Annotated in this window: 25 protein-coding genes and 2 pseudogenes; 14 read left to right on the forward strand and 13 right to left on the reverse strand. The window is 35.3% G+C overall.

Features of this window, described 5'->3' with window-relative positions:
• Nucleotides 1-810 precede the first annotated feature (810 nt).
• Nucleotides 811-1,023, reverse strand: a complete 213-nt coding sequence (locus MHB75_RS14835; RefSeq protein ID WP_340998865.1) for a helix-turn-helix domain-containing protein — start codon at nt 1,021-1,023, stop codon at nt 811-813.
• A gap of 484 nt (nt 1,024-1,507) precedes the next feature.
• Between MHB75_RS14835 and bcrA the strand changes: the two genes are divergently transcribed.
• The 7 genes and pseudogenes from bcrA to MHB75_RS14870 all read left to right on the forward strand — a co-directional run bounded on the left by bcrA (nt 1,508) and on the right by MHB75_RS14870 (nt 5,767).
• On the forward strand, nt 1,508-2,047 hold the full coding sequence (gene bcrA, locus MHB75_RS14840) for an efflux transporter transcriptional regulator BcrA (RefSeq protein WP_031642487.1): 540 nt from the start codon (nt 1,508-1,510) through the stop codon (nt 2,045-2,047).
• 11 nt (nt 2,048-2,058) lie between these two features.
• Nucleotides 2,059-2,376: a quaternary ammonium compound efflux SMR transporter BcrB gene (gene bcrB / locus MHB75_RS14845; protein ID WP_031642486.1), complete on the forward strand. Its 318-nt coding sequence runs from the start codon at nt 2,059-2,061 to the stop codon at nt 2,374-2,376.
• 17 nt (nt 2,377-2,393) lie between these two features.
• Complete coding sequence (gene bcrC, locus MHB75_RS14850) at nt 2,394-2,738, forward strand: quaternary ammonium compound efflux SMR transporter BcrC (protein ID WP_031642485.1); 345 nt, start codon at nt 2,394-2,396, stop codon at nt 2,736-2,738.
• A gap of 199 nt (nt 2,739-2,937) precedes the next feature.
• A pseudogene (locus tag MHB75_RS14855) lies at nt 2,938-3,513 on the forward strand (recombinase family protein).
• A gap of 150 nt (nt 3,514-3,663) precedes the next feature.
• A complete protein-coding gene (locus MHB75_RS14860; protein WP_003725288.1) occupies nt 3,664-4,020 on the forward strand; it encodes a glyoxalase superfamily protein in 357 nt (118 codons plus the stop codon).
• Between the two features lie 395 nt (nt 4,021-4,415).
• A complete protein-coding gene (locus MHB75_RS14865) occupies nt 4,416-5,279 on the forward strand; it encodes an SDR family oxidoreductase (RefSeq protein WP_003725287.1) in 864 nt (287 codons plus the stop codon).
• A gap of 239 nt (nt 5,280-5,518) precedes the next feature.
• Complete coding sequence (locus MHB75_RS14870; RefSeq protein ID WP_031642484.1) at nt 5,519-5,767, forward strand: hypothetical protein; 249 nt, start codon at nt 5,519-5,521, stop codon at nt 5,765-5,767.
• Nucleotides 5,768-6,048: 281 nt separating this feature from the next.
• On the opposite strand, the gene merB is transcribed toward MHB75_RS14870, so the two are convergent.
• From merB to merR1, 7 genes are all read right to left on the reverse strand, one after another.
• Complete coding sequence (gene merB, locus MHB75_RS14875; protein WP_031642483.1) at nt 6,049-6,699, reverse strand: organomercurial lyase MerB; 651 nt, start codon at nt 6,697-6,699, stop codon at nt 6,049-6,051.
• A gap of 226 nt (nt 6,700-6,925) precedes the next feature.
• Nucleotides 6,926-7,168, reverse strand: coding sequence for a MerR family transcriptional regulator (locus tag MHB75_RS14880; protein WP_049961608.1), 243 nt, complete (start codon nt 7,166-7,168; stop codon nt 6,926-6,928).
• Between the two features lie 273 nt (nt 7,169-7,441).
• The gene (gene merA, locus MHB75_RS14885; RefSeq protein WP_031642482.1) at nt 7,442-9,082 is read right to left on the reverse strand and encodes a mercury(II) reductase; all 1,641 of its coding nucleotides are present in this window, start codon (nt 9,080-9,082) and stop codon (nt 7,442-7,444) included.
• Nucleotides 9,083-9,097: 15 nt separating this feature from the next.
• Nucleotides 9,098-9,436, reverse strand: coding sequence for a mercury resistance system substrate-binding protein MerP (gene merP / locus MHB75_RS14890; RefSeq protein WP_031642481.1), 339 nt, complete (start codon nt 9,434-9,436; stop codon nt 9,098-9,100).
• Between the two features lie 17 nt (nt 9,437-9,453).
• Nucleotides 9,454-9,756, reverse strand: a complete 303-nt coding sequence (merT, locus tag MHB75_RS14895) for a mercuric transport protein MerT (RefSeq protein WP_031642480.1) — start codon at nt 9,754-9,756, stop codon at nt 9,454-9,456.
• Nucleotides 9,753-10,022: a hypothetical protein gene (locus tag MHB75_RS14900; RefSeq protein WP_033533596.1), complete on the reverse strand. Its 270-nt coding sequence runs from the start codon at nt 10,020-10,022 to the stop codon at nt 9,753-9,755. The genes merT and MHB75_RS14900 overlap by 4 nt, the downstream gene beginning before the upstream one ends.
• Nucleotides 10,023-10,035: 13 nt before the next feature.
• On the reverse strand, nt 10,036-10,434 hold the full coding sequence (gene merR1 / locus MHB75_RS14905; RefSeq protein ID WP_031642478.1) for a mercury resistance transcriptional regulator MerR1: 399 nt from the start codon (nt 10,432-10,434) through the stop codon (nt 10,036-10,038).
• Between the two features lie 254 nt (nt 10,435-10,688).
• Here merR1 and MHB75_RS14910 point away from each other — a divergent pair, with 254 nt between their 5' ends.
• The 3 genes and pseudogenes from MHB75_RS14910 to MHB75_RS15155 form a co-directional block, all read left to right on the forward strand.
• Nucleotides 10,689-11,240, forward strand: a complete 552-nt coding sequence (locus tag MHB75_RS14910; protein ID WP_031642477.1) for a recombinase family protein — start codon at nt 10,689-10,691, stop codon at nt 11,238-11,240.
• 36 nt (nt 11,241-11,276) lie between these two features.
• Nucleotides 11,277-14,225 (forward strand): Tn3 family transposase, encoded by a 2,949-nt coding sequence (locus MHB75_RS14915; RefSeq protein WP_031642476.1) that lies wholly within the window; start codon nt 11,277-11,279, stop codon nt 14,223-14,225.
• An 84-nt stretch (nt 14,226-14,309) separates the two neighbouring features.
• Nucleotides 14,310-14,473: pseudogene (locus MHB75_RS15155) on the forward strand (IS6 family transposase); the annotation flags it as partial.
• Nucleotides 14,474-16,017: 1,544 nt separating this feature from the next.
• Here MHB75_RS15155 and MHB75_RS14920 read toward each other — a convergent pair.
• The 4 genes from MHB75_RS14920 to MHB75_RS14935 form a co-directional block, all read right to left on the reverse strand.
• Nucleotides 16,018-17,217, reverse strand: a complete 1,200-nt coding sequence (locus MHB75_RS14920; protein ID WP_340998878.1) for a serine hydrolase domain-containing protein — start codon at nt 17,215-17,217, stop codon at nt 16,018-16,020.
• Between the two features lie 647 nt (nt 17,218-17,864).
• Entirely contained in the window at nt 17,865-19,415 is a 1,551-nt protein-coding gene (locus MHB75_RS14925) for a primase C-terminal domain-containing protein (RefSeq protein ID WP_340998879.1), read from the reverse strand.
• Nucleotides 19,416-20,190: 775 nt separating this feature from the next.
• Nucleotides 20,191-20,925, reverse strand: a complete 735-nt coding sequence (locus tag MHB75_RS14930; protein WP_340998880.1) for a hypothetical protein — start codon at nt 20,923-20,925, stop codon at nt 20,191-20,193.
• A gap of 21 nt (nt 20,926-20,946) precedes the next feature.
• Nucleotides 20,947-21,861 (reverse strand): Kiwa anti-phage protein KwaB-like domain-containing protein, encoded by a 915-nt coding sequence (locus MHB75_RS14935; RefSeq protein WP_340998881.1) that lies wholly within the window; start codon nt 21,859-21,861, stop codon nt 20,947-20,949.
• 201 nt (nt 21,862-22,062) lie between these two features.
• On the opposite strand from MHB75_RS14935, the gene MHB75_RS14940 reads away from it, so the two are divergent.
• The 3 genes from MHB75_RS14940 to MHB75_RS14950 all read left to right on the forward strand — a co-directional run bounded on the left by MHB75_RS14940 (nt 22,063) and on the right by MHB75_RS14950 (nt 24,213).
• Nucleotides 22,063-22,869 carry a ParA family protein gene (locus MHB75_RS14940; RefSeq protein ID WP_340998883.1) on the forward strand — a complete coding sequence of 269 codons (807 nt, stop codon included), beginning with the start codon at nt 22,063-22,065 and terminating at the stop codon, nt 22,867-22,869.
• On the forward strand, nt 22,862-23,269 hold the full coding sequence (locus tag MHB75_RS14945; protein WP_087681132.1) for a hypothetical protein: 408 nt from the start codon (nt 22,862-22,864) through the stop codon (nt 23,267-23,269). Before MHB75_RS14940 ends, MHB75_RS14945 begins: the two co-directional genes overlap by 8 nt.
• A 170-nt stretch (nt 23,270-23,439) precedes the next feature.
• A complete protein-coding gene (locus tag MHB75_RS14950) occupies nt 23,440-24,213 on the forward strand; it encodes a hypothetical protein (RefSeq protein ID WP_340998884.1) in 774 nt (257 codons plus the stop codon).
• A gap of 293 nt (nt 24,214-24,506) precedes the next feature.
• Here MHB75_RS14950 and MHB75_RS14955 read toward each other — a convergent pair whose 3' ends face one another.
• Nucleotides 24,507-25,256: a hypothetical protein gene (locus MHB75_RS14955; protein ID WP_068450220.1), complete on the reverse strand. Its 750-nt coding sequence runs from the start codon at nt 25,254-25,256 to the stop codon at nt 24,507-24,509.
• A gap of 111 nt (nt 25,257-25,367) precedes the next feature.
• On the opposite strand from MHB75_RS14955, the gene MHB75_RS14960 reads away from it, so the two are divergent.
• Entirely contained in the window at nt 25,368-25,538 is a 171-nt protein-coding gene (locus MHB75_RS14960; RefSeq protein WP_156422314.1) for a hypothetical protein, read from the forward strand.
• Nucleotides 25,539-25,549 lie beyond the last annotated feature (11 nt).

Here is a 25,549-nt window from a genome sequence, read left to right on the forward strand (position 1 = left end):
TAAAAAAACTATTATATATAACCTATATATGCATATTATGCAAAAAACGTCATATTAAAAGTTTTTTCTGTTTCAAACCAGGAACAAAGGGACATCGAGTGATGGTGTACTTTTTGGTTTGTTCATTATTTGCGATAAGATATTTTATGCGATGGCATTTAAACGATTAGCGCATGTGACGAGGTAGCGAGTAGGCGACTTGTTTGATGCACGTGACGGTTCTTTTATAGGGTTTATAATAGAAAGTCATTTCGTGTATGCAAGTAATTGATTTTATAAACAGCTGTCGTCATTACGTTTTCTATATAAAAAATATAAAACATACTAAGATTAGTATGTTTTAGTTTTGGCGTAAACACTTGAAAATATATGAACGGTTGAATAATTCCTAATATTAAATGATCTTAAATAACTAATTCAACCTATTGATTACTGATTTTCTTTTTTCAACTTTACCTCTCTTGAATTCACATCTGTCGGAAGTCCTATTGGCAATTCTTTAACAGTTACCCAAAGATGGTGTACCATTCGGTTGTCATTTTCATATGAACTCTTCGCGGTAGTGTTTTTTTAAAGCTTTTGATAAATTTTGTATCATAAAATACCTCATTTCGCAGTATATTTTTGTAAGTTAAGCTTACTGATAAAAGTATATGGGAGAGTATTGTAAAATAAAATGAACCTAGTGTTCCTATTTTGATAAAACGAAATTAGTATCGATAGATGGACAAATTGAAATGAAGTCTTAGAATGACAACATTTCTCATAAAAACAAAAATCATTTTCTTATTACTAGAAAATGACTTTTCCCTATTCAGCTTTCAATAGCTTATACACCGTACTTCGCCCAATCCCGAATTCCTTTGCAATATCCGTTGCACTTTCTCCAGCTGCATATAGTTTTTTGATTTGTCGTTTCTTATGTTCATCAATTGCCGGGCGACCACCAATCTTCCCTCGTTTTCTCGCGGCTTCTAATCCTGCCTTCGTTCGTTGTTGAATAATATGGGGTATAGCCAACATTTCGGAAATTTTGTACGTTAAGGAACGTTTAAAATATGCAAGATTCTATGCAACATCGTGACGAACGCAGCTATCGCCAAAACACACTCAATCTATTGCTGGCACTGGCTTTTAGTGAAAGTGTATAAAACAACGCATAAACAATGTACCAATAGAAAAGGCGCAAACGTTGATGTAACAGCGTTTGCGCCCTTTTGGTGTGTTACCAAACTTTTATTTGGGAACGTTATTTTGAATGATTTTGCATACTTTATAAATCTTTAATGAACTAAGGTATCTTGAATTTTGAGGCGTTTCTTATATGTATTAAGGACGCTGGTTCATATGTCAGAATAGCGCCCTTTAACAGAATTATTTTCTAAAAAACAATACAAACTTTGATTCTGGAACATCCCTATCAAAATAAATTCAAGGTAAGTTTATTTTGACAAAAAACCGTCCGGACGGTATAATAATCTCATGGAATAACAAAAGGAGGGTAATCATGTCAGCAAAAAAACAGGACAAAAGAGCGCATCTGCTAAATGCTGCAATAGAACTCTTAGGTTCAAACGATTTTGATACTTTGACATTAGAAGCAGTCGCAAAGCAAGCCAATGTTAGCAAAGGTGGTTTATTGTATCATTTCCCCTCAAAAGAAGCATTATATGCTGGAATAACTGAACTTATTTTTCAAGACTTTGTATACCGATTTAATGAATTAGCTGAGAATGATCCTATAGAAAAAGGAAAATGGACTCGCGCCTTAATACATGCATACACTGATGATTTAAACAATTCTCAAGTTCTAAATATAGCATCTCATTCTTTTTCGAAATTGAATCCTACTGTTACAGAAAACATCCTCGTCCACTTCGAGTATATTCAATCAAAAATTGATGAGGATGGTATTGACTCTGTACTAGCAACAACAATTCGGCTTACCCTCGATGGTCTTTATTATTCCGAGTTCTTTAAGTTGGGACAAGTCAATTTTGACTTACGAGAAAAAATCATCGAAAAATTAATTGAATCTACAACCTAGGAGGATATCACATGAATCCATATGTATTATTAATTGGCGCAATCTTATTTGAAGTATTCGGAAGTTCTATGATGAAGGCATCAAATGGCTTTAAGAAATTAGTCCCTACAGTTGGTTTAGTAATAGGTATGGGGAGTGCTTTTTACCTTCTCTCCAAAGCATTAGAACACATTCCGTTAGGAACTGCTTATGCAATATGGTCTGGTGCAGGAACTGCTCTTACTGCGATTGTTGGTATTCTTGTTTGGAAAGAAAAGTTTAATCTAAAAATATTACTTGGCTTACTAATCATTATAGCTGGTGTTGTGGTACTTAAATTGTCTCATTAAAGGAAGGTTGATGGATTATGAAAGGGTATGTTGCATTAGGAATTGCGATTATTGGTGAAATATTCGGAACATCTATGTTGAAATTATCTGAAGGATTTACAAATATATACCCCACAATTGGAGTAGCAATTGGCTTCTTCATAGCGTTCTATACATTATCATTGTCTTTAAAAACTTTGCCTTTAAGTTTAGCTTACGCAATCTGGTCAGGTGTAGGAACAGCTCTGACAGCTTTAATAGGTGTTTTGGTGTGGAATGAACCATTCAACATTCTTACATTTATTGGTTTAGTTATGATTATCGGTGGAGTAATTATACTTAATCAAAGATCTGCTGACACGAAAACAAGCACTTCTGATTAATTAAATGGTATGAGTTCCTTATTGGTATGAGAACATCTTACTTCTTAGAGGGGCAGCATCCGGATTATACGGATTTACAATGATAAAGCAGGAAACCTTGTACAATAAGGTTTAATCTATTGAGATATAATCGAAATTACGTCAAATAAAGCGATTTAGTGTTTTGTTGTATGACTTGTCTCAAAAACGAGGTGAAATTTTGAAGAAAATCGGTTATGTACGCGTCAGTTCGACTAGCCAAAATCCTTCAAGTCAATTTCGGCAATTGAACGAAATTGGAATGGATATTATTTATGAAGAAAAAATTTCAGGAGCAACAAAAGATCGTGAACAACTTCAAAAAATGTTAGAGGATTTACAGGAAGGAGACATTATTTATGTTACAGATTTAACTCGGATCACTCGAAGTACGCAAGATTTATTTGAATTGATTGATTTAATACGAAATAAAAAGGCAAGCTTAAAATCACTTAAGGATACATGGCTAGATTTATCAGAAGATAATCCATATAGTCAATTCTTAATTACGGTAATGGCTGGTGTTAACCAATTAGAGTGAGACCTTATTCCTATGCGTCAGCGTGAAGGAATTGAGCTCGCAAAGAAAGAAGGGAAGTTTAAAGGACGGTTAAAGAAATATCATAAAAATCACGCAGGAATGAATTATGCAGTAAAGCTATATAAAGAAGGAGGTATGACTGTAAATCAAATTTGTGAAATTACAAATGTGTCTAGGGCTTCATTATATAGAAAGCTGTCGGAAGGGAAAAAATAGTCGTTCCCTATTCCATTAAAGGGCCATTTAATGGAGTAATTTAGGTGTTCAAATGAGGGAATTTGATATAATGCTTATTAAGCTATAGAGCAAGAGAATATAACTTAATGATTGGATATAAGAGGTATAACATAATATGAGGAGGTCAATATGCAAAAAGTAATTCCTGCATTACGCATAACTGACTATACAAGAAGTAAGGAGTTCTATATAGATGGGATGGGTTTTCAAATTGACTGGGAACATCGATTTGAACCGCATTTTCCTGTTTTTGCGCAGATCACCAAAGATGAAATGACTATTTATTTGACTGAACATACTGGTGACTGCCAAGTAGGTGGATTAGTACACTTTTTTGTTCCAAATGTTGACAACTGGTACAGCGAATTAAAGAGCAAAAAAGAAGTCCGTATCATTGAGCCTCCAAATGAGGATCTTGAAGGGCTTCGCATGATGACAGTCGTAGATCCTGATAACAATCAATTACGCATTTGTACTTGTTTATAAAAAATCTCTATCATATATAAAAAACACGAAGCATCATAGGTTTATCTAGTTTAGGGAAAGAGAAAATAACTTTTTCATGAGTTGAACAACAGCGGCAAACTATTAAAAAGCTAAAAAGAGGAGTTGACTTGTAAAAATTTTGATTGCACGGCCTTATCTATGATAGGCGCGACAAAATGATAGGAGGCATTCACCTTGTTTAGCAGCACAGGCATAAGATTTGATTTACATTTCTGATGCAATTATAATGGTGGGCAAGAATGGCCGAAATACATAATAAACAGTCATTCCTCAATCCAGTCTTCAATTGCGGCCGCCTTCGTTTATTTTTGGCTTCCGCCACCTAGATGATGTTATTTATTCAAAAAATTTTTAGAAAAAAAGGAGAAATGATTATGTCAATTGCGGTTACAGGTGCTACTGGTCAACTCGGTGGGCTTGTGATTCAACATTTGCTCAAAAAAGTTCCCGCCAGTCAAATCATTGCCATCGTGCGTAATGTTGAAAAAGCCTCTACTCTTGCCGATCAAGGCGTGGAAGTTCGCCATGGCGACTATAATCAACCGGAATCTCTTCAAAAGGCTTTTGCAGGTGTCTCCAAGCTGCTCTTTATCTCAGGTCCGCATTATGATAATACGCTTCTTATCGTTCAACATGCAAATGTCGTAAAAGCTGCCAGAGATGCGGGAGTCAAACATATTGCTTACACAGGATATGCCTTTGCTGAGGAATCAATAATTCCCCTTGCACACGTACATTTAGCAACGGAATATGCCATCCGTACGACCAATATCCCGTATACTTTCCTGCGTAATGCCTTATATACGGACTTTTTTGTAAATGAGGGGCTGCGCGCATCCATAGAGTCTGGAGCAATTGTTACGAATGCGGGAAGCGGGATCGTTAATTCAGTAACACGCAATGAACTTACTTTGGCTGCCGCAACGGTTCTTACAGAGGAAGGGCATGAAAACAAAACGTATAACCTTGTTTCCAATCAACCGTGGACCTTTGATGAACTTGCCCAAATTCTCTCCGAGGTTTCCGGCAAAAAAGTCGTGCATCAGCCTGTCTCATTCGAAGAAGAGAAAAATTTCCTCGTAAACGCTGGTGTCCCTGAGCCGTTTGCTGAAATTACGGCAGCGATCTATGACGCGATTTCCAAAGGAGAAGCGTCCAAAACATCAGATGATCTGCAAAAACTGATCGGATCCTTGACCCCTCTGAAGGAAACCGTAAAACAAGCCCTGAAAATGTAAGAATTGACCAAATGACATAAAATGAAAAAACAGAACATCCAATGACTGCAAACTCGTGACCTGCTTTATCTTAGTTCGAAAATAAGCCCTGTCACGCAGACAGACATTAACAGCCTGAGACCTAAAATTACATAAGGACTCAGGCTGTTTTATTTCTTTTGATCACGTTGGCGGATTTAAAAACGAAACGAGAGTATATCATCTTTTACAAAAGTAGTTGGTAGAAAGGGGAAAAATATATGTCAAGAATAGTGATTGTTGATATAGACAATTGCATTGCCAATGTTAACAAAGCACTTAAAGATAAAGGATACAGAACCGACATATATCCATCACCTGTTCCTTCACGTTTGTTTGATGACGGTTCTATTTTTAAAAATGCAGAACCTATGAAATCAGTCATTGAAAACATCGAAGGAATAATAGACGACAAAAAAGATATGTGTATGTTGGGGTCCTACCAACAAAACGCGGAAAACATACGCTAAGCCAATTTCCGGATGAAAAAAAGCCGATTTCCTTACTTTAAGGAATATCGGCTTGATATTATAAAAGATGGTTATCCTGTACAACAAGATAATTTGGATACATCTTTATCAAACGTAAGGGCAGCCAGCTTTAGTTCTTCTGCCATTGTCAAATAGGGAGCAAGGGTTTCGCGAAGATCTTCTACTGTTAAACACCGCAAATTTCGCAGTCTCACGGTCTCATTCATTGGTTTGGGTTTCGTACTTCAAAAATTAAACAAGACGATTGGTTATATTTAGGATTAGATGTCACAGCAAGACTCATTGGTAGGGCCAGATTCCTCGTAACGTTTTCCCAGAAGGCGACCTAATTCAAAGGCTTCCTTAACGGGTAACACCTTCCCATTTGGATGTTGGTTAAGCCAATTTTGGGCTGCACTTTCCGTGCTAAAAAAATGGACTTCGTTGCAGAATGACGACCGAACAGAGGACGTATCATCCGGTGTTACTATTGAGACAACAGCCGTCGTTGGTTCCAGGCTTAAAACACGATCCGGTTCCACTGTCAATCTTATAGGCTTTCCAGTACTGTAACAAGGCGATTCAATATGAACCATATGCCCTATAAGTTCCGGAAACATAAGGGTGTCAAGAGCACACCACGCATACAATTGTTTCTCATCAACTTCAAAGCGATGGGGCGTAGGGATTAAGGTGAGACCAAAACCGACAACACGACCCTGTTCATCGAGTTCCACACTGGATAAGGTCGAGAGAATGTCCTTAACCTCATCGAGGGGCTTCCCGGTTGTTGTTGCAATGTCCTCAACGGTAACTGGTTCACCTTTTGTTAGCATTTGTAACAACGGGCGAAAGAGCCACTTCATGGAGCCTCCTCCCTCTCCCTTGTTCTGGTCAAATAGGGTTACAAGTTCCTGAATTTCAGTTTTCATGACTTTTTCCTCCTTGGATTTTTTTGTCAGTTTTATTGTTTTTCGATGTTACTTACATGATTATATCTACATTCGATTGTAAAATTCTTAGGAAGATATACTTGATTGAATACGTCTTTCGGGGAATCCAGAAACGCTCCAACATGTTGTCGTAACTTTTGTAGATCTTTAATATGCTCATCTATCATAGTCAGTTTCTCCTTTAACAAATGCTGAAGACGAGGTTCTACCTCCACAGGTTTTTTTCGAAAATCACTACCAGATCCGTCATTTCCTCCAGCGATACGCCTAAAGATCGGAGTTGTTTGATACCATTGATACAAAATACATGCTCTTGGTTATAAACGCGGTAATTGCCTTCACTCCGCTTAATGGAAGGTAGGATAAGTCCCTTTTCTTCATACAATCGAATGGCTTTTCGACTGACTCCTGTTTGTTGGGCTAGTTGACCAATCGTAAATTGCTCCACTTTCCTCCCTCCTCGTTAACTGGTGGTACCATCAGCTGAACTAACTATAACTAGAGTATACAACCTTCACCTAAGGGGAAGGTCAAGAAGAAAAAGATCTTTTCCCAATGAAATTGATAAGTACAGGGGTACCACCAACATTTTGACATAAAACCCACGCTAAGACATTTTTTGGAATACAAAAGACAATTATCTCTATGTTAAGAGAAGAATCGTCTTTTATAAAAGCTTTCTTTAACTGAAGACGTACATTAAGGCTTCCTAAAAAGGTGATTAACCTGCACAACAAGATAATTTTGATACATCTTTATCAAACGTAAGAGCAGCTAGCTTCAATCCTTCTGCCATTGTTAAATATGGAGCCATGGTTTCTCGGAGATCCTCCACGGTTAAACCGAATTTGACAGCCAGTGTCGCTGCATAAATTACGTCTCCTGCATTTTCTGCTACCACATGAGCCCCTAACACTTTCAGTGTCTTCTCGTCCGCCACCAGTTTAAACACGCCTGTTGTTTCCCGATTAACCAGTGCTCTTGGAACGGCATCTAACGGCAAGACGGATGTTTTCACTTCATATCCTTTCTCTTTTGCCTGTTGCTCCGTTAAACCAACCGTTGCAATTGCTGGAGCTGTAAATGTAACCCCCGGAACCACTTCTAAATTCAGCTTTTTGTTCAGTCCACCGATAGCATTTCCTGCCGCAACTCCACCTTGATAAGCTGCTACATATACAAATTGAGGACCAAGCGTGACATCTCCTGCTGCATAGATGCGTGAATTCGTTGTTTTTGAATACTCATCGATTACGATTTCACCACGGGGGCCTACTTCAACGCCTGCATCCTGTAAATTCAAGGTTGCCGTGTTTGGTGTTCTTCCTGTGGCAACCAGTAATTGATCTGCCTCAATGATTCGCTTCTTGCCATTTACCTCTACATGGACCTTTTTAATGTCTCCATCTTGTTCGATTCGTTCAAAAGATGCTCCCGTCACTAAGTTGACCCCTTGTTCTGTCAAGGCTTGCGTGATTGCTTCTGAAACCTCAGGATCGTATTCCTTTAACAAACGCGGGCTTCTTTGCATCAATGTGACTTCTGAGCCTAGATTATGGAAGAGTTGTCCCAATTCCATCCCGATATAGCCAGAACCGATGACCGTAAGACGCTTAGGCACCTTCTTTAATTCAAGCAGAGTTGTGCTTGTTAAATAATCGACTTCATCCAGTCCAGGAATGTTTGGCACTGCTGGTGAAGCACCTGTCGCGATTAAGAATCGTTTGGCTGACAACTGCATGCCATTGACTTCAACGGTTTTTTCATCTACGAATTTCGCTTCGCCTTTGATTAATTCAAAGCCGTAGTCATCAATCAAATCCACATATTTTGAGTTTCGAAGATCCGTCACCAGTTCATTTTTCTGCTTGATCAATGGTGCCAAATCAACGTCGCCAGCTGACGTGTGCAATCCGATGAATGGATTATTTTTTGCCAGATGATTGATTTCGCCAGCCCGCAGCAATGTCTTCGAAGGAACGCAGCCAATATTCACACATGTTCCGCCAACCGTTCCACGTTCGATGATCGCCACTTTCGCTCCGTATTTCACAGCTTCAATGGCAGACGAAAAAGCAGCACCGCCAGAACCGATGATAATGTAATCATAATCGCCTTCATCGCCTAACTGCACCATTTCTTGCGGTTGTAATTCTTCTACCTCTCCTGGCTGGTATTTGGCTTCAGCAATCGCCTTTTTCGCTGTTTCCACCTCCACGTCATTCGTTAGCTCAAATACAGCTTCTCCGCGACGAAAATCCACTTCAATCCCTTTTGCACCCATGTTTTCAAGAGCAACAGCTACATGCTCTTCACAACCCGTACAAGTCATTCCTTGAACGTTTACTCGATATTTTTTCATGTTAAATCTCTCCTTTTACTCGACTCCAAGCCCGAAATTCGAAACTGCCGTCTTAATTGCCTGTAAATCCGTTTTCTTATCATCAAAGGAAACCGTTACTTCGCCCTTGCTTCCACTGACTTTAATGGCTGTTTTGCTAACGCCATCTACCTGTTCCAGGACGCTTTCTACAACAGACGGTGGACAACAATCCATCCCCAAAACCGTGAATGTCCCTGTTTTAGTTGTTTCAATGGTAGTTTTTACTTCCTGCTTAGCATCTATAGTATTTTGTGCTTCTTTTTCGTTGCTACACGCACTAACCACTAACAGAAGGGATAATAGCATCATAATCCTAATTATTTGTACGCTCATATAAAGCACCTCATCTTTTATAGTCCACCTTCAACTAGAAATAAAAAAAGAAACATGCCGAAAACAAAAAACGTCGTAATCCATAACCCAATGACAGAACTTTTTCTTTTTCCCTTTCTCCCATAAACCATATAAAAGGAGTAAGTAAGAAGGATGATGGTGGCAACGCTGAACAATAACCGATACTTAAATGAGTAGAAAGCTAATGCTCCTGCAAACCCAGTTAGTCCAAGAGGTATGAAAATCAGTGGCCCCAGGCAACATGCAGCCATAACAAAAGCTGAAAATATAGTGGCTACTTGCGACACTTTTTCCTTCATGATTTAAACCTCTCCATACTGCAACAATCATGCGTTTTTGTTTCCTTTTTTGTTTCATCCTTTGTTTCTGGGTCAAGTTTTCTCCAGCCCTTGAAAAGAGCAAAGACAAATAACAGACCCATCACGATGAAAATAACATCTTTAAAGTCCGTGAAGTATGAACCCAGTGCCGTTCCTGCAACCAACGGAAGCAGTAAAAACAGATGACACGGGCATGTGATTAGTGCGACAAGAAACCAGCCTGAACTTTTTATTGTGTTTTTCATCCTGTTTCACCTCTTATTTCTTCATCAGTGTTTCAATAATGGGGCATTCGTAAATATCTTTGTTTTCGGGACATCTTTCTTTAAGATCCATCAGCATTTGTTCAATTCTTTTGAGACCTTCAATTTTACTCTGGATGTCCTCTAACTTAAGAACGGTGAAATCATACATATCACGGCACTTTGCTTCATCGCGATCGACGACCCCTAGCAATTTGTCAATTTCATTTAAGCTAAATCCTAATTCCTGCATCCGTTTTATGAAATTTAACCGATCGACCGTTTGTTGTGAATACATTCGGTATCCTTTTTCGGTACGATCAGGCTCTGGAATTAAGCCTAAACGCTCATAATATCTAATGGTCTCTTTGTTAACGTTACACTTCTCTGCGATTTCTCCGACTCGAAAATGCAATTTACTTCACCTCACATATAATATAAACCATGTACCATAGTACATGGTCAATATATTTTACTCCCTTCAATTAAATGATTCCAATACCGAAAACGACCGTTTATGGTACTGATAAATATTTTTAAAAAAACAACCTATTTCTATTAATCTATAGAACCAAAACTCATTCCCAAAATCAAAGTAACATTTTTAGTATCTGATACCGTTTTTGGTGCTAATATAGGGTTATAAACTACTTTTGCAGGTGATGAATGATGGTATTTGGTTATGCACGTGTAAGTACGGAGGAACAAAACTTGGATATGCAAGTTGATGCCCTTACAAAATTTGGGGTAGAAAAAATTTATAAAGAAAAATTGACCGGAACTAGAAAAGATAGATCCCAACTTGAAGAACTTCTTAAAGTCTTACGCAGTGGCGACAAAATTGTTGTATATAAACTGGATCGTATTTCACGTTCTACAAAACATCTAATTGAACTTAGTGAATTATTCAATGATCTGGGCGTAGATTTTGTCTCTATTAATGACAGTATTGATACTTCAACTGCAATGGGGAAGTTTTTCTTTCGTACAATGGCAAATATTGCAGAGTTAGAACGAGATATTATTAGCGAAAGGACAAAATCAGGGCTTCAAGCAGCAAGATCCAGAGGAAGGAAAGGTGGCAGACCATCGAAGAAAAAGGATAAAGTTGAAATGGCGATTAAAATGTATAAAAGCAAGGATTATACAATCAACCAAATTACAGAAGCAACAGGAATCAGCAAAACCTCACTGTATAGATACTTAGACAAAGTAAATTAGGCTCATACCAAAATTATTAATAAGGATTGATTTAACTTGAGTGTGAAAGAACTGCTGACACAAGAACAGCGCAAGGAAATTTTAAACCTTAATAATTTATCAGAATTTGAATTTACTTCTTATTACAGTCTATCTGACTATGATATTGATGTTATAAATCGTCATAGAAGAGAGCATAATCGCTTAGGGTTCGCACTCCAATTATGCATTCTTAGAAACCCCGGTTGTTCTTTAATTAATATGTTAGAAATACCCGAAAGCCTTATTAATTACGTCGCTAATCAAATTAATGTAGATCCAGAAGTTTACTCTTCATATGCTCAACGTGATACAACTAGACGTGAGCATTTAGAAGAAATACGTCAAGTTTATGGATATAGAAACTTTAATAACAGCGATTATCGTACGATTTCTAATGTTCTTTTAAAATTCGCATTGGACAATGGGAATTCGATGCATCTAGTACGCACAGCAATTGATTTATTAAGAAAGGAAAAAATAATCCTTCCTGCCATACTAACAATCGAAAGGATGGTTTGGCTAGCAAGAACGCGTGCAGAGAAAAAAATATATGCCATACTAACAAGCAATCTTTCCGAAAGACATAAGCGTGAACTAGAAAAGTTAATCGATTTAACGGTAAATAATAATAAAACCCAATTAGCTTGGCTTCGGGAAATTCCCGGACAGTCGTCACCAGATTCTTTTATAAAGGTCATAAAAAGATTAAAGTACATTAAAGAAATGAATATCGCAGCCAATACGGCATTAATACACCCCAATAGACTTTTACAATTGGCACGAATTGGGGCAAGATATGAACCCCATTCTTTTAGAAGATTTAACGAAGATAAAAGATATGCATTATTAGTCGCTCACTTAATCACTCTCTCCCAAGACTTAACTGACCATGCCATTGAAATTCATGATAGACAAATGATGGTGTTACAAGCAAAAGGCAGAAAAACACAAGAAGAGATACAAAAACAAAATGGAAAGTCAGTAAATGAAAAAGTTGTGCATTACGCAGATATAGGAACGGCTTTAATTAAGGCCAAAGAGGAAGGTATTGATCCCTATGTGGCACTAGAGCAAGTAATGCCGTGGGATAAAATTGTAGAATCGATTGAGGAAGCTAAATTATTATCAAGACCAATGGATTATGATTACCTTGATTTAATAAAAACTCGATATAACTATTTAAGGAAATATACTCCGAGCCTGTTGGATTCTTTAGTGTTCAAATCTACTAAATCAGCAGAGCCTTTATTAAAAGCATTAGATACCATACGCGAATTAAATGATTCTGGAAAAAGGAAAATCCCTGATGGCTCACCTTTGAGTTTTGTTCCTAAACGTTGGCAAAAACATGTTTTTGATGATGAAGGTAACATTAACCGTCAATATTATGAAATGGCTGCCTTAACAGAACTCAAAAACTATATCCGTTCTGGTGATGTTTGGGTTGAAGGTAGTCGATTACATAAGGATTTTGAAGAATATTTAGTGTCAAAAGATGATTGGGGAAAAGCAAAGAATAAAGGGACTAATATAGCTGTTAATGTAAGTTTTGAACAGTATATACAGGAAAGATGCGAAACTTTAAATACTAAACTTCAATGGATTTCCAAAAATATTGATAAAGTTGAAAGTATCAACATTGAAAAACAAAAGATACATATTGAGAGACTTCAAGCTGATACTCCTGAAGAAGCTAGAAATTTCAGCTTATCGCTTTATAATATGCTTCCTAGAGTTAAACTTACTGATTTATTAATGGAGGTAGCTGAATGGACTGGATTTGATGAATCATTTGTTCACGCTTCTTCAAATCAACCGCCTAAAGGTGAGGAAAAGTCTATTGTGATGGCTTCATTAATGGCAATGGGGACAAATATTGGATTAACTAAAATGGCAGAAGCAACTCCTGATATTTCATATCGCCAGATGGCCAATGTTATGCAATGGAGATTACATGAAGATGCGATGACTCGCGCTCAAGCTACACTGGTAAATTATCAGCACCGTATATCATTAACTTCATATTGGGGAGATGGGACAACATCGTCTTCTGATGGTATGCGCGTTCCTGTCGGTGTATCATCGTTACATGCAGATTCAAATCCGCATTACGGAACGGGGAAAGGTACGACCATTTATCGTTTTACAAGTGATCAGTTTTCTTCCTTTTATGCCAAAGTTATCAATACAAATGCCAGGGATGCCGTACATGTGATAGATGGATTATTACATCATGAATCAGACCTTTCAATTGAAGAGCATTACACTGATACAGCCGGTTATACGGATCAAGTTTTCGGATTAAGTCATTTGTTAGGGTTTCGTTTTGCACCAAGACTAAGAGATATAAGTGACGCTAAATTATATACCATTTCTTCTCCTAATGATTTTCCAAACATAAAAGGCATACTTCGAGGTAAGATTAACACAAACGTTATTAAAGAGAATTTTGATGATGTATTAAGGCTGGCACATTCAATTCGAGAAGGAAGAGTTTCTGGATCATTAATCATGGGGAAATTAGGTTCATATGCAAGACAAAATAAAATAGCTACAGCTCTTCGTGAGATTGGGAGAATTGAAAAAACAATCTTTATTCTTGACTATATAACAAATGAAGCATTAAGAAGAAGGATACATCGTGGGTTAAATAAAGGAGAAGCCATGAATGGATTGGCTAGAGCTTTATTTTTTGGTAAACGTGGAGAATTTAGAGAACGTGGCATACAAGATCAACTCCAAAGAGCCAGTGCGTTAAATATATTAATAAATGCAATTAGTGTATGGAATACTGTGTATTTAAGTGAAGTTACAAAGGAATTTAAGAAAAATAATGTTTTAAGAGAAGAATTACTTCCACACATTTCACCTTTAGGATGGGAGCATATTAATTTTCTTGGAGAATATAAATTTGATTCGCATCGATTACCCACAAATTCCTTAAGACCCTTAAATAAAAATTAATCTATAACATAAGCCAAATCCCTTAGCGTACAGGTATTTGGCTTTTTTTGTGTCGAATTTTGCTTAACGTACAAAATTTCCGAAATGTTGGCTGTACCCCAAAGAGATATTATTACATTAGCCGTTGGCTATTATTTGAGATATGACCTGAGTTATCGAGAAGTTTCTGAAATTATGGCTGAACGAGGTGTTGATGTATGTCACACCATGGTCTGTCGGGGGGGGAAGAATATAGTCAAATTATCTATTTTTGAAAATAAACTGTATTTTTCAAGTAATTGATAGCTTACGATTGTAACAATACAATATGTTTAATCCTCGCTTTTTAGCTTCATTAACGTAACAGATATGTCTTTCCTGCACCTGCATTCGCAACAATCAATAAATCATTATATTCATTGATCCACTCATTTAAATTTTCAGTTGTTATGTAGTCTGATAAATATTTCATTCACGATCTTCCTTTTTGTATTAATTTCAATAGTTATATACATTGAAATGAAAATGACAACGTAAAAAGGACAGAAAATATCTGAAATTAGTTTAGCATGACTAGAAAAGTGTCGAGTGAAAGATATTACTTATTTCACTTCAAAAAAATCACACTACGTGTAATTTTCTTTATCGTTACATATAATTTGAGAAAAAAAGTGTTCATATAGGCTTCAAAATGTTGATATAACAACATTTAAAGAAAATTCAAAACAATTTACGCGAATAGTTGTTTAATTATTAATTATACGTTGCCAATACAAAAAATTTATAAAATAATACATAATAAAAATGCGTATGTTGACGTGTACATTGGTCACTAAAAAGAGAAAGTAAAATGAATAAAGCATATAGCTAATTGAAAGATGGATTTATAACACTTAAAACATCAAAAACCCTTTGGTTGCAAGGTTTAAGAGTGATTCCTTGTGTTTCAAAATGTCGAATGCGTATTTCCATTGGAAATATGTTTTTATTGAATAATGTCACTAAGAGTGATATTTTTAATATATTCATTATGTATTAATTTCTTTACATTAATACATAAAAAAAGAGAGTGTTGGCGCACTCTCTGCAGTAATTAAAGTAGCTAATCTTATTTTAGCTATACCTTCCGCTCACATCGGAAAAAAAAACTTCAACTATTTTTGTTGAAGTTTTTTTTTATATAAAGAACTATTAAATCGATGAATTCTTTCGACAATACTCCAAAAAATGCACCCATTGCTATTTCAAAAATATTAAACATCTGCATATATCACCACCTAGCAAAAATGCTAGAAGATATACTAATTTGAAAGATTCTTTAACTACTGTATTTAAATTGTATCATACTACACGTGAAGGATTAAAAAAATGTACGATTAAATTTTCACGTGAAATATAGCATAAGTTATGTTTTTTAAAAGATCAACATAATAGAAATTAAATTTAATCTAATTTAGTTACTAATAGCATAATTCTACACGATAAAATATACAGTATTTTATACAAAAATCTGTTATTAATACAGCTGCAATCGTTGATTTTAAAGCAATGTATGAAAAATGAATAAACAATATAAAAAAGAAGTAGCCAGAACCCTTATTTATTAAGGTTTCGGCTATTTTTTTAGTTGACATAATGTGAATTCTGTTTATAATATTCGTCATTTACTTTTGATTAACCTTTTAAAAACATCCTTAAAGCGGGATTTGGTAGCTTTCTGTTCTTAATGTTTTAAATCCGTATCTTTTCTGACAAACCCACGCGTTCAGTAAAATCAGCCCCATAGTGTATAGGTATAACTTTCTGGTCTATTTCAATCGATTTTCTGATAAGGTATTTCAATCCCCTCATCTATAAATAATTGATTTGCAAAATCTATATAACTCATTGTATTACGTATCCAATAATAAGATTTGGCCGTTTTAAAAAGGGGGATGGATAACTGATGGTCGAATTTAATCATAAATTGTATATCTTTTTCAATCGTAAAACTTGTACTGAGCCCATCTACTAATTCATATCGTCCTGTAATATTATCGCTATTAGTAAGTGGTAGAATTTTTAGATGTTTTTGTGTCTCAACAACAACGTGTTTACCCATTAAATAATCTATGATATTTTGTTCATATTTTGGAAATACTTCTTGATTTGTTGCTAATACAATCACATCCTCTGTAACTATATTTATAAAGGCTTGAGCTGAGCAACCAACCCATCCGCCTATATGCCCAATCCAATGATCTTCAAGCAGAAAACCATAGCTGTAATGCTCAGCAGCTTCCGTTGGGGTTAAGATGAGTTGTACATATTGTTTGCTGGTGTATTGACCATGCAAGAAGGCTTTTAAAAATTTTGCTACTTCTCCAACGGTCGCATAAATCCCACCATCGCCATATGTTTCATTATATTTATCAAATTCATGTAAATAGGGGTCGTCAGTAATTTTTCGATATTGCTTCTTATCATAATCATACGTTTGACCATGAGCTTGCCATTGGGGTGTTGGTTGAGTCGTTGTATTGGTCAGATTTAATGGTTCGCATATATATCGCTTTAAATACATTTCATACGATAAACCACTTACATTTTCAATGATTTTTGCAAGTAATACATAATTCGTATTGCTATATGACCAATATTCACCTGGTTCATATTGTGGTACTGACAGTTCTAGAAATGTTTCGAAATTAATTGTTATATTTTCTGCTAAATATTCCGGAATACCAGAAGTATGTGTGAGCAAATCCGCTATTGTAACTTTTTCAAAATGCGATACATTAAACCAAATTGCACTATTATCCTCTAAATGCAACTGTTCTTTTTCAATTAACTGGAATATCATTACTGCTGTATACATAGCTGATTTACTCAATGATGCTAAGTTAAACTGTGTGTTTCTGTTAATAAGATGTTGCTTTTCGAATTCTTGATAACCTTGATAATACTGCTTAATTTGTCCTTTTTTTTCATAATATACCGCACCATTAAACCCATGATGACTTAATTGATACACTCGTTACACTTTATCAAGATTACAACACAACAAAAACCGCTCCTGAACAAAACCATAACGAATAATTCATTACACAAACTAATTGCTGAAAAAAATCGACTAGAACTGTAAATCACAAAACTCACAAAGCAACAAACCCGCAATGAACGTACACATACACTCATTCAAAAAGGCACTTTACTAAACAAATACTTTGATTAACACCATTTATCCATTGAAGAGACAAAAGAATTACTCCAACTCTTTACAAGCTTCGTAAAAGAAAAACGACAACAACAATTTAATAAATCTACCTAACAAAGGTGGAAATTTCTACTTTTGTTAGGTTACTAAAGGAGCTTATCTATACAAGTATTATCAAATACAATTTGAGAACATATCAAAGACCTCATGCAACCCACAAAATGATTAAAGCCCTGAATATATCTGTTCCAGAATTCTTTAATCATCCTAAATTTAAAAACCTTGAATAACTTCAAACAAAAGGTCCTCGTCCAGCAAGCTGGCCTGCGGAACGCCTCCCGCTCTGGGCTCTACTCTCCTACAAAAATAAAAATATACCTAAGAAACAACAACTACTCTAGCCTCTCTCCTACACCAAAAAGCACGCGTAATTAGAAATATGTAAGGCAGACTGGAGTATTAATTTAACTAGAGCCACGAATACGATGTTCATCGGTGACGGATGGGCTTTCTTTAAAGAATAGAGATTCTAAATAGCTCATTAACGGCGCATAGCCGGCAACGATTTCTAACTCCTCTGTCCATTCCTTTATAACTTGAATCAGCTGCTTGCGATATGTTGCTTTTTTCTCTCTTGCCGTATTCATAAGCTCCATTGCATACTGAATAAACAGCTTCACTGTTGTCCAACCTGTTTTGGCACCTCTACCTTTCCCTGTTACCGTTTTAACGAGCTGTGTAGAACGCTTTAGCACCTCATTTAAAGTACTTTGCGCCATACCGATTGCCTCACAAAGCTCTTTTTGTGTACGCCAAATAAACGGCTCTGAAGACGCTTTTTCAGCCGTAATGTACCCTATAATATCTTCTTCCCATTCATCATAATGGCTACGTGTACGATCCTCTCGCTCCTTTTTAAACTTGTACCAGGCACGACTGCCAAAAGACACCGTATACTCAGTCCCATTTTTCACGTGCAGGGCAAGTATCGCCTCTACATATTCTTTACTTGGACCACTATATTTACCTGAATACGCTGATTGTAAAATAGCATATAAGTCCTGACCATTTAATGAATCTTGTAAGCGAGCATTAAATTCATCTAAAAAGTTCTCCGTACGCTCTAAATCCCAGCCTTCTGCGTAGCAAATAAGCGCTAGTGTAAACAGCGTATTATTACGCCCTAGCATGCCTTTATTGCCTTTAATATTCACTGTATGAACTAATGCATCAAACCACTCTGTATGCACGACAGACTGCTTCTGTTTCTTTGTAGGTAACACAAATAAAGGACGCTGCAGATCATCATCCTGACGCATCGACCACTGTATCAGTGCCGCAATCGAATATTGATTATCGAAACCCTTATACACGACATTTTTTTCTGTTGGTAAACGGAAGAAGCCAAAGTCATTGCAAAATAAATCGGCTTCTACCGACTGCAAACTACGCTTTAAATTATCACTAATACGCTTGGCCACTTTTAAGCCACGGAAGTTTTCTTTATTCGAAATAAACAGTGGTGATTCCAGTACAAAATACAGCTGATAACCACGATCCGATGCAACAATAAACGTCGGTAAACCAATTGAAGCGTCCATGCAGACAAGTAGCAGCTCGTTCACGCTATATTTTTTCGTATCAATATCGACGACGAACGTATTAATCTGCTGAAGATTACGCTCCTCAAAGCCGTGGATATAACGACGCGTGTCATCCGTATAACTAAACGTACGGTACACGTTCGGTGTGAAGTGTGTAAGCGTGTGCGCGTCCTCTAATAACGTTTCCTTCGACGTCACGATGTACCCCTTTACGCCATTTGCTGTAAAGTCTGCTTTTTGACGCACCACAAAGACAGCCCCTTGACGTGTCGATTTTTCTTTCTTCTCTGCCTCAACACGTGCTGGCAAGCTCGCTGTAGAATGCTTCTTTTTATATGTGTTGATGCCTGTATGTAGCAGCGTATCAAACAACTGCCCCATCTCCTGCTTTTCTAACGTAAAAATAGCCATGGACATTGCTCTCCTTTCCTCTAGGTGAGCGTCCACGGCTATCTCATTCAAAAGCACACTTAAAAAAAGGTGCTTGAAGCCAATTTTCAATCAGAAATATTGAAAATGTCGTCTACAGTTGCTATAATTAGCGTAATATTGTTTTACTAATGGCGTGTTTCCAGCACACCATTTATTTAATCTAATTATAGCAACAAATAGGCTTCGACCAAAAAGCTCATTTTGTTGTAGATCAACGACGATAAGTTAGTTACCAGCTAACCGCTCGGACGCTCACTTATTTAGTTGTTCTGTGTTTGAGTCATTCCTTGTCCGGCAAGACATAAGAGGAATGGCTTTTTATTTTGCCTAAAATCTTTATTACTACTAAATAAAACATAAAATACGAGGGTTGTAAACTCATAAAAAGCGTTGATATCCTTATGTTTCCTCGCACTTTTCTACTTTTCCACTTTTGCGAGGAAGTTTGCTTTAGGTAGAAATTGCAAATTTCCACTTTTCCACCTTTGCAAAGTAGAAATGATTTTTTGCGTTTTAAAATGTACATAAAAATCCCCTCTCACGCCTTATATAGCAAGGAGTTTCGTGAAAGGGGACAAATAAGAACTTTATTTCAAAAGTAGAAATTTCTACTTTTGTTAAGTAGATATAGTTCTCACAAAAGTGGAAATTTCTACTTTTCCACTTTTGTGAGGGAAAGGGCGTTATATTACATTTTTGTTACAGCTTAAATTTATGGTCAACGAATTTATAATTTTAAATAGAGTATATTTTTTCATTTAATTAATACCGCTATTTTCAATACTTCCGAAATAATAATAATTTTATTAGGTACTCCTTCTGTAACACTTAAATCTTTACTTTTGGATATTAAAAAATATTTTTTTTCATCTGACAATGTTACTTCATGTAAATAATACCAAATCATAATGGGTAAATTAAAATAAAATAAATCTAACCTAATAAATATAACTACTAATATAGCGAAAACATACACTATAGTAATTTTATCTACAATCAAGCCACCTATAGTAATAAAAGGAAGTATCATTACTACAAAATATTCCATTAATTTAAACGAGTCTAAACCTTCTGTATGGACCTTAATTATATTCATTTCATTTACATCTTCTGGGTTTTGCTTAAAACTATGAGTAATAATAATCAACTGTATTATTAAAGGGATAAATAAACTAACTACTATTATAACTAAATTTGCCAGATATAAATTGTTTATACTTTTTAAATCTTCTATTATGTTAGCACTCATTCTAATTACAACTAGAATAATAGATGGTAATAAAGAGCAATAAATCCACAAGAACTTTTTTGTATATTCCTCATGCTTACCTGGAATTAAATACATTGTGACAATTGCTAAACTACAAATAAAAAACAGACCCAGAATTACATTTTCACCAATTACTTTTAAGAAATTATTACCGAATGAAAGTAGATATGACGCAGCTACATGCAAGTTTAAACTGATTGTTAAATTGAGTAACTCCATTGAAATCTTCCTTTCTTGAAATTAATTTGGTAATTTAAATTTCTCATTAAAGGTTACAATTTCATTATAGATATCAATACCGATCAAACCATTAAAAATATGTAGTACTGTTTTGATATGTAAATCTCCAACTTGTACTTTTTTATTTTTTTCATCCCATTTTATTTTACCTAAGGTGTCTTTTTGTAATTTTATTATGAATGTTTTATTTGAGAAGGCCTTTTTAAAATCCGTATTTTCATTTACTTTTCTAAATGCACGATAATAACCTGACTTATTACAAGCTTGGGCAAATTGATCAAAATCTTGAATAATATCTGCTTTCCTTATATTTACCATTATTTTTTCTTTATGTTTTTCATAAACAGTATCATAATTTACAATCGACTCAAAAGAAAATGAATTCCTCATTACAATTTCTTTCTTGTCTATATAAAAATCAAAGTTCGTCTCTAGTAACATCAATTCTTTTTTATTAAATTCTTTAACCGTGTCACGTTTCAAGAGAATACCATACTTGTTTTCCATAAATAATCTACTATCACTACTTTTCTTAAAGTATATCTTCTCACTATCTTTTATTGCATAAAACAACACTGGAAATTTAGCCATTTCTAATTTATTCAAACGTTTAACACTTAAATCTTGTTCGACATAGTCCTTAACTTGGTTATCTACTATAATACTTTTATAAATTTCCATCAACTTCGATTCATTAATCGTTTTTTCTAAATCTAAAACTTCTAAAATATTTTTCTCTTTCTCTAAGGATAATGGATTAAATTCTTTTTTAGCAAAACTACTTATTTCTTTAGAATAATCTTCCACACCCTGTTTAAGTTTTTTTGCGATATGTTCTATTGATTGATATTTAAAATACTCATAATTTTTCTGCTTTGAATTAGACTTTGATTTAAAAAAGATAAATAGTTCCATTGGTTTCCTCCGAATCTCCTACTTAATTTAATTATACACTATCTAAAGTTATCCCTACATATATCTGACATAGTATTCAAAAAACAAATCAACATAAGTAGAAATTTGAAAAGAAGTTTTTTGCAAAGTATCTATTGATAAGTTATACTTTAGTTATTAAATGATAAGTTCGAAAATATACATCTATGAGGAGATGATGAAATGGCGATAACAATCGTGGTTGGTAACTTTAAGGGTGGCGTTGGAAAGACGAAAGTATCGGTAATGGCGAGCTGGGAGCTAGCGATGGCACGTGGGAAAAAGGTACTTTTAGTCGATATGGACCCCCAAGGCAATGCGAGCACATTAATTGCACGTTCAACAGGTGTTACAGAAATTAACACAAGTATTTTTGAAGGGTTCCAAAATGGCTCGTTAAAAGGGTGCATCGTCGAAGTGACGGATAACCTGCATATGATTCCGGCACAAGTATCGTTCAAAAACTTCCCGAAATTTTTATATGCCAATGTAAAAGAAGAAATCGATCAAGTTTCTTATTTAAAGAAGCTACTTGATCCAATTCGTGACGAGTACGACTACATTTTCATCGATGTACCACCAACAATTAGTGACTTCTCGGATAATGCAATGATGGCTGCGGATTATGTATTAATTATCCTTCAAGCTCAAGAATTGTCGCTTGAAGGTGCTGAAACGTATGTGAAATACCTACAATTCATGGCCGACAACTACGATGCCGACATCCAAGTGGCTGGCGTATTACCAGTACTACTTCGTCCAGGTGGTCGCGTGGACATGTCAACAATCGAACGTGCGAAAGAGATGTTCGGTGAAGACAACGTAATGGAAAACGTTATTAAGCACTTAGAACGCTTAAAAGCTTGGGACGTAACAGGCATCACAAATAACGACATGCACGATAAAAAAGCACACCAGGTATTTTTAGATGTAATCGATGAACTTGAGGAAAAATTAGCTCAGTTCGAGGAGGCTGGTAAGTATGAGTAATGAAAAAGGCGGTTTAATTAAGAAAAAGAAAAAGCCGACAATCATGCAGCCTTCTATCCCAGTAAAGAAAAATGATATGGACTTCGGTTACTCTGCTCCTGCCAAACAGGAAGAAACGCCACTATCTGTTGCAGCTGTACCAGTTGAAAAAAAGGTCACAAAAATCGAGCCGGCTCAGCCGCGTAAAAAGCTTGGCGTTGGGAAATCTAACAGTACGAAAAGCTTAAAAGTACCAACTGTCATCCATAGTGAACTCAACTTACTTGGTTCGTTTATGGATGAAGGGAAAACGTATGTGATTTTACAGAAGCTTATTGATAGCTATGTAAAGAATGAGCTAACGAATCGCCAGCAGCGTCAATTTAAGTTTATGGTTGAGGCGTTTCACGAGGAGAAATAACAAAAATAAAAAAGAGAACGCGTGTACCAAGCGACACGAGTTCTCTTTATCTGATACGCTAACGCATGTACCAAGCGACATGAGTTAAACGTTTGTATACTATATTGTATGCCCATTATAACAAAAATTTAGACGTTTTGTCTAGATAAAAAACGGAGGTGCTTTTTCTGTTGCAACAATCAATCTCAAACGAAATCCCAGACTTACTAATTTGTTTCGATGAAAGTGGAAAACAAAATAGTGATCCTATACAGTTAATGGGCGCTTTTTCTATCCCTAAAAATATTTATATGCACCCTCAATATGAAACATTCCACTCGCTAAACAAGGATTACCATTTCCATTGGACTGAATATGGTGGCGATGCTAAAACTCGAAATGGTATTGAAAAATTATTTGAATTTGCACTCCCACTTGCAGAGTTTATGAATTTCAACTTTATTCGTTATTCAAAATCCAATTTGGCGAAGCAAGCACAAGTATATATGGATATTTATGAATCCAAACAAATTATTGTAAGTAACACAATTTATGCAAAACTGCCTGAACGTATTTGTTATGGTTTACTCCGTGGATACGGTGAACATAATCATGTACAAGCAACAATTTTAATAGAAGACGCTACGGAGTACCGTACAAAAAAATTACACGAAACAATAAAAGACTCTTTAAATATTCATTCCTTATATCGTGGTGAAGCATTCGTTATTCGAGAATGTGATTATCGTGCGAAAGGCGAAGAAATCGGTGTTGAATTTATCGATATTTTACTGGGTATTGTTAGCACGATTTTAGATAACCCTTCAGCTAGGGGTCTCGTCAGAAAAATGCGGATTTACAACGTTAAGGGATTTTTTCTGACGGGACCCCATATACTTCTATTATCCAATTATCAACCTCATCTTCTAACTCATCATTGGAATCTAACATTATTTTATCTTTAGTATTTAAGTTCATTTTGAAAAAGAAAATTTGCGAGAAGACTTACTAAAACATATTTCATATTTTGGATGGATCATATCAATGTCCTTTGGAAATCCACCTTTGATATAAAAAAATAGCCGAAGACTTAGCGTATGTTTTTCCCTTGGACTGTATTTATAGAAAGTAGGTGGAAAACATATTGAATATGATAAAGATGAAGTACAAAAAAGAGCTTACTTGTAGTAAGTAAGCTCTTTTTGATAGAAGTTATGCATGATGTTGATAGAAATTGAGATTTTTCTTCTATTTAAAATTACCATTTCGATACTCTAGTTTTGTTATAAATAGGTGTTTCCTTCTTCTTATATGATTTTTTTGAAGACCAAATTTTGGTTTGAACATTTAGTCCTTTGCTATTGTAATAAGTTTTAACTTGATAATATTGACCCGCTACTTTTGGAGGAAACCCTTTTACAACACCTAACCCTGATCCTGTATAAGTCATCAACCATCCTGATGCTGCTGCTGTAGTTATTTTTCCACCAGGAAAGAGTTTTATTGCATAACCTATACCTGTTACATAAATATATTCTGATATTGCGGAAGATTTAGTGATTTCAAATCTTTTTATTGTAGTACCTGTAGGATAATTAAATACATTTTTTAGAAATTTTGATGTTGAATATCTGCCAGCCGACAATTTAAATTGAACTTGTTGCGTGCCTATCACTTTTAATTTAGGCTTTGGAATAGTCATACTATAGGTTCCTTTTTTATTCTTAATTGCCTTATAGTAGTTATGGTGGCTTCCAATTCTATATTTTGAAGGCCATGAATATCCTGCTGAAATATTTACAGATGTTATTGAATGCCCTGGAGAAAAACCTTTTTTTACTTTATACTTAATTGTAATAGTTCCATCTTTATTTTTTGTGACAGATTTTGCTGTAACATATTGATCTATAACAGGGTTATTGTCAGCACTTGCTTTATTAGGAATAAATATAATGCTAGATATAAAAACTAGGTTGACTATCATTATTAAACTAATAATTTTTTTCATTAAAACCACTCCTTTTTACATACTTTACATTAAAAACCATGTAAAATTAATAAATAAAAGGAAAACAAGAATTTATATCTATAATTTTTATAAAAGGAGGTCTAATGAACTGTGAACAAAAAAGTAAAATATACCTTTTTTATAATAGGTATTATTATGATTTTTGTAGGATTACCTTATTTAATGGGTTATACCACAAACAATCTAATTAAGTACTCTTTATATTTAGGCCCAATAATTGCTATCCTTTTTATTCCTATTCCCCAAAAAAGAAAAGAATAATAAAGCATATA

Origin of the sequence: Kurthia sp. FSL E2-0154 (genome assembly GCF_038003625.1) — a bacterium.
In the GTDB taxonomy this organism is placed as follows: Bacteria; Bacillota; Bacilli; order Bacillales_A; family Planococcaceae; genus Kurthia; species Kurthia gibsonii.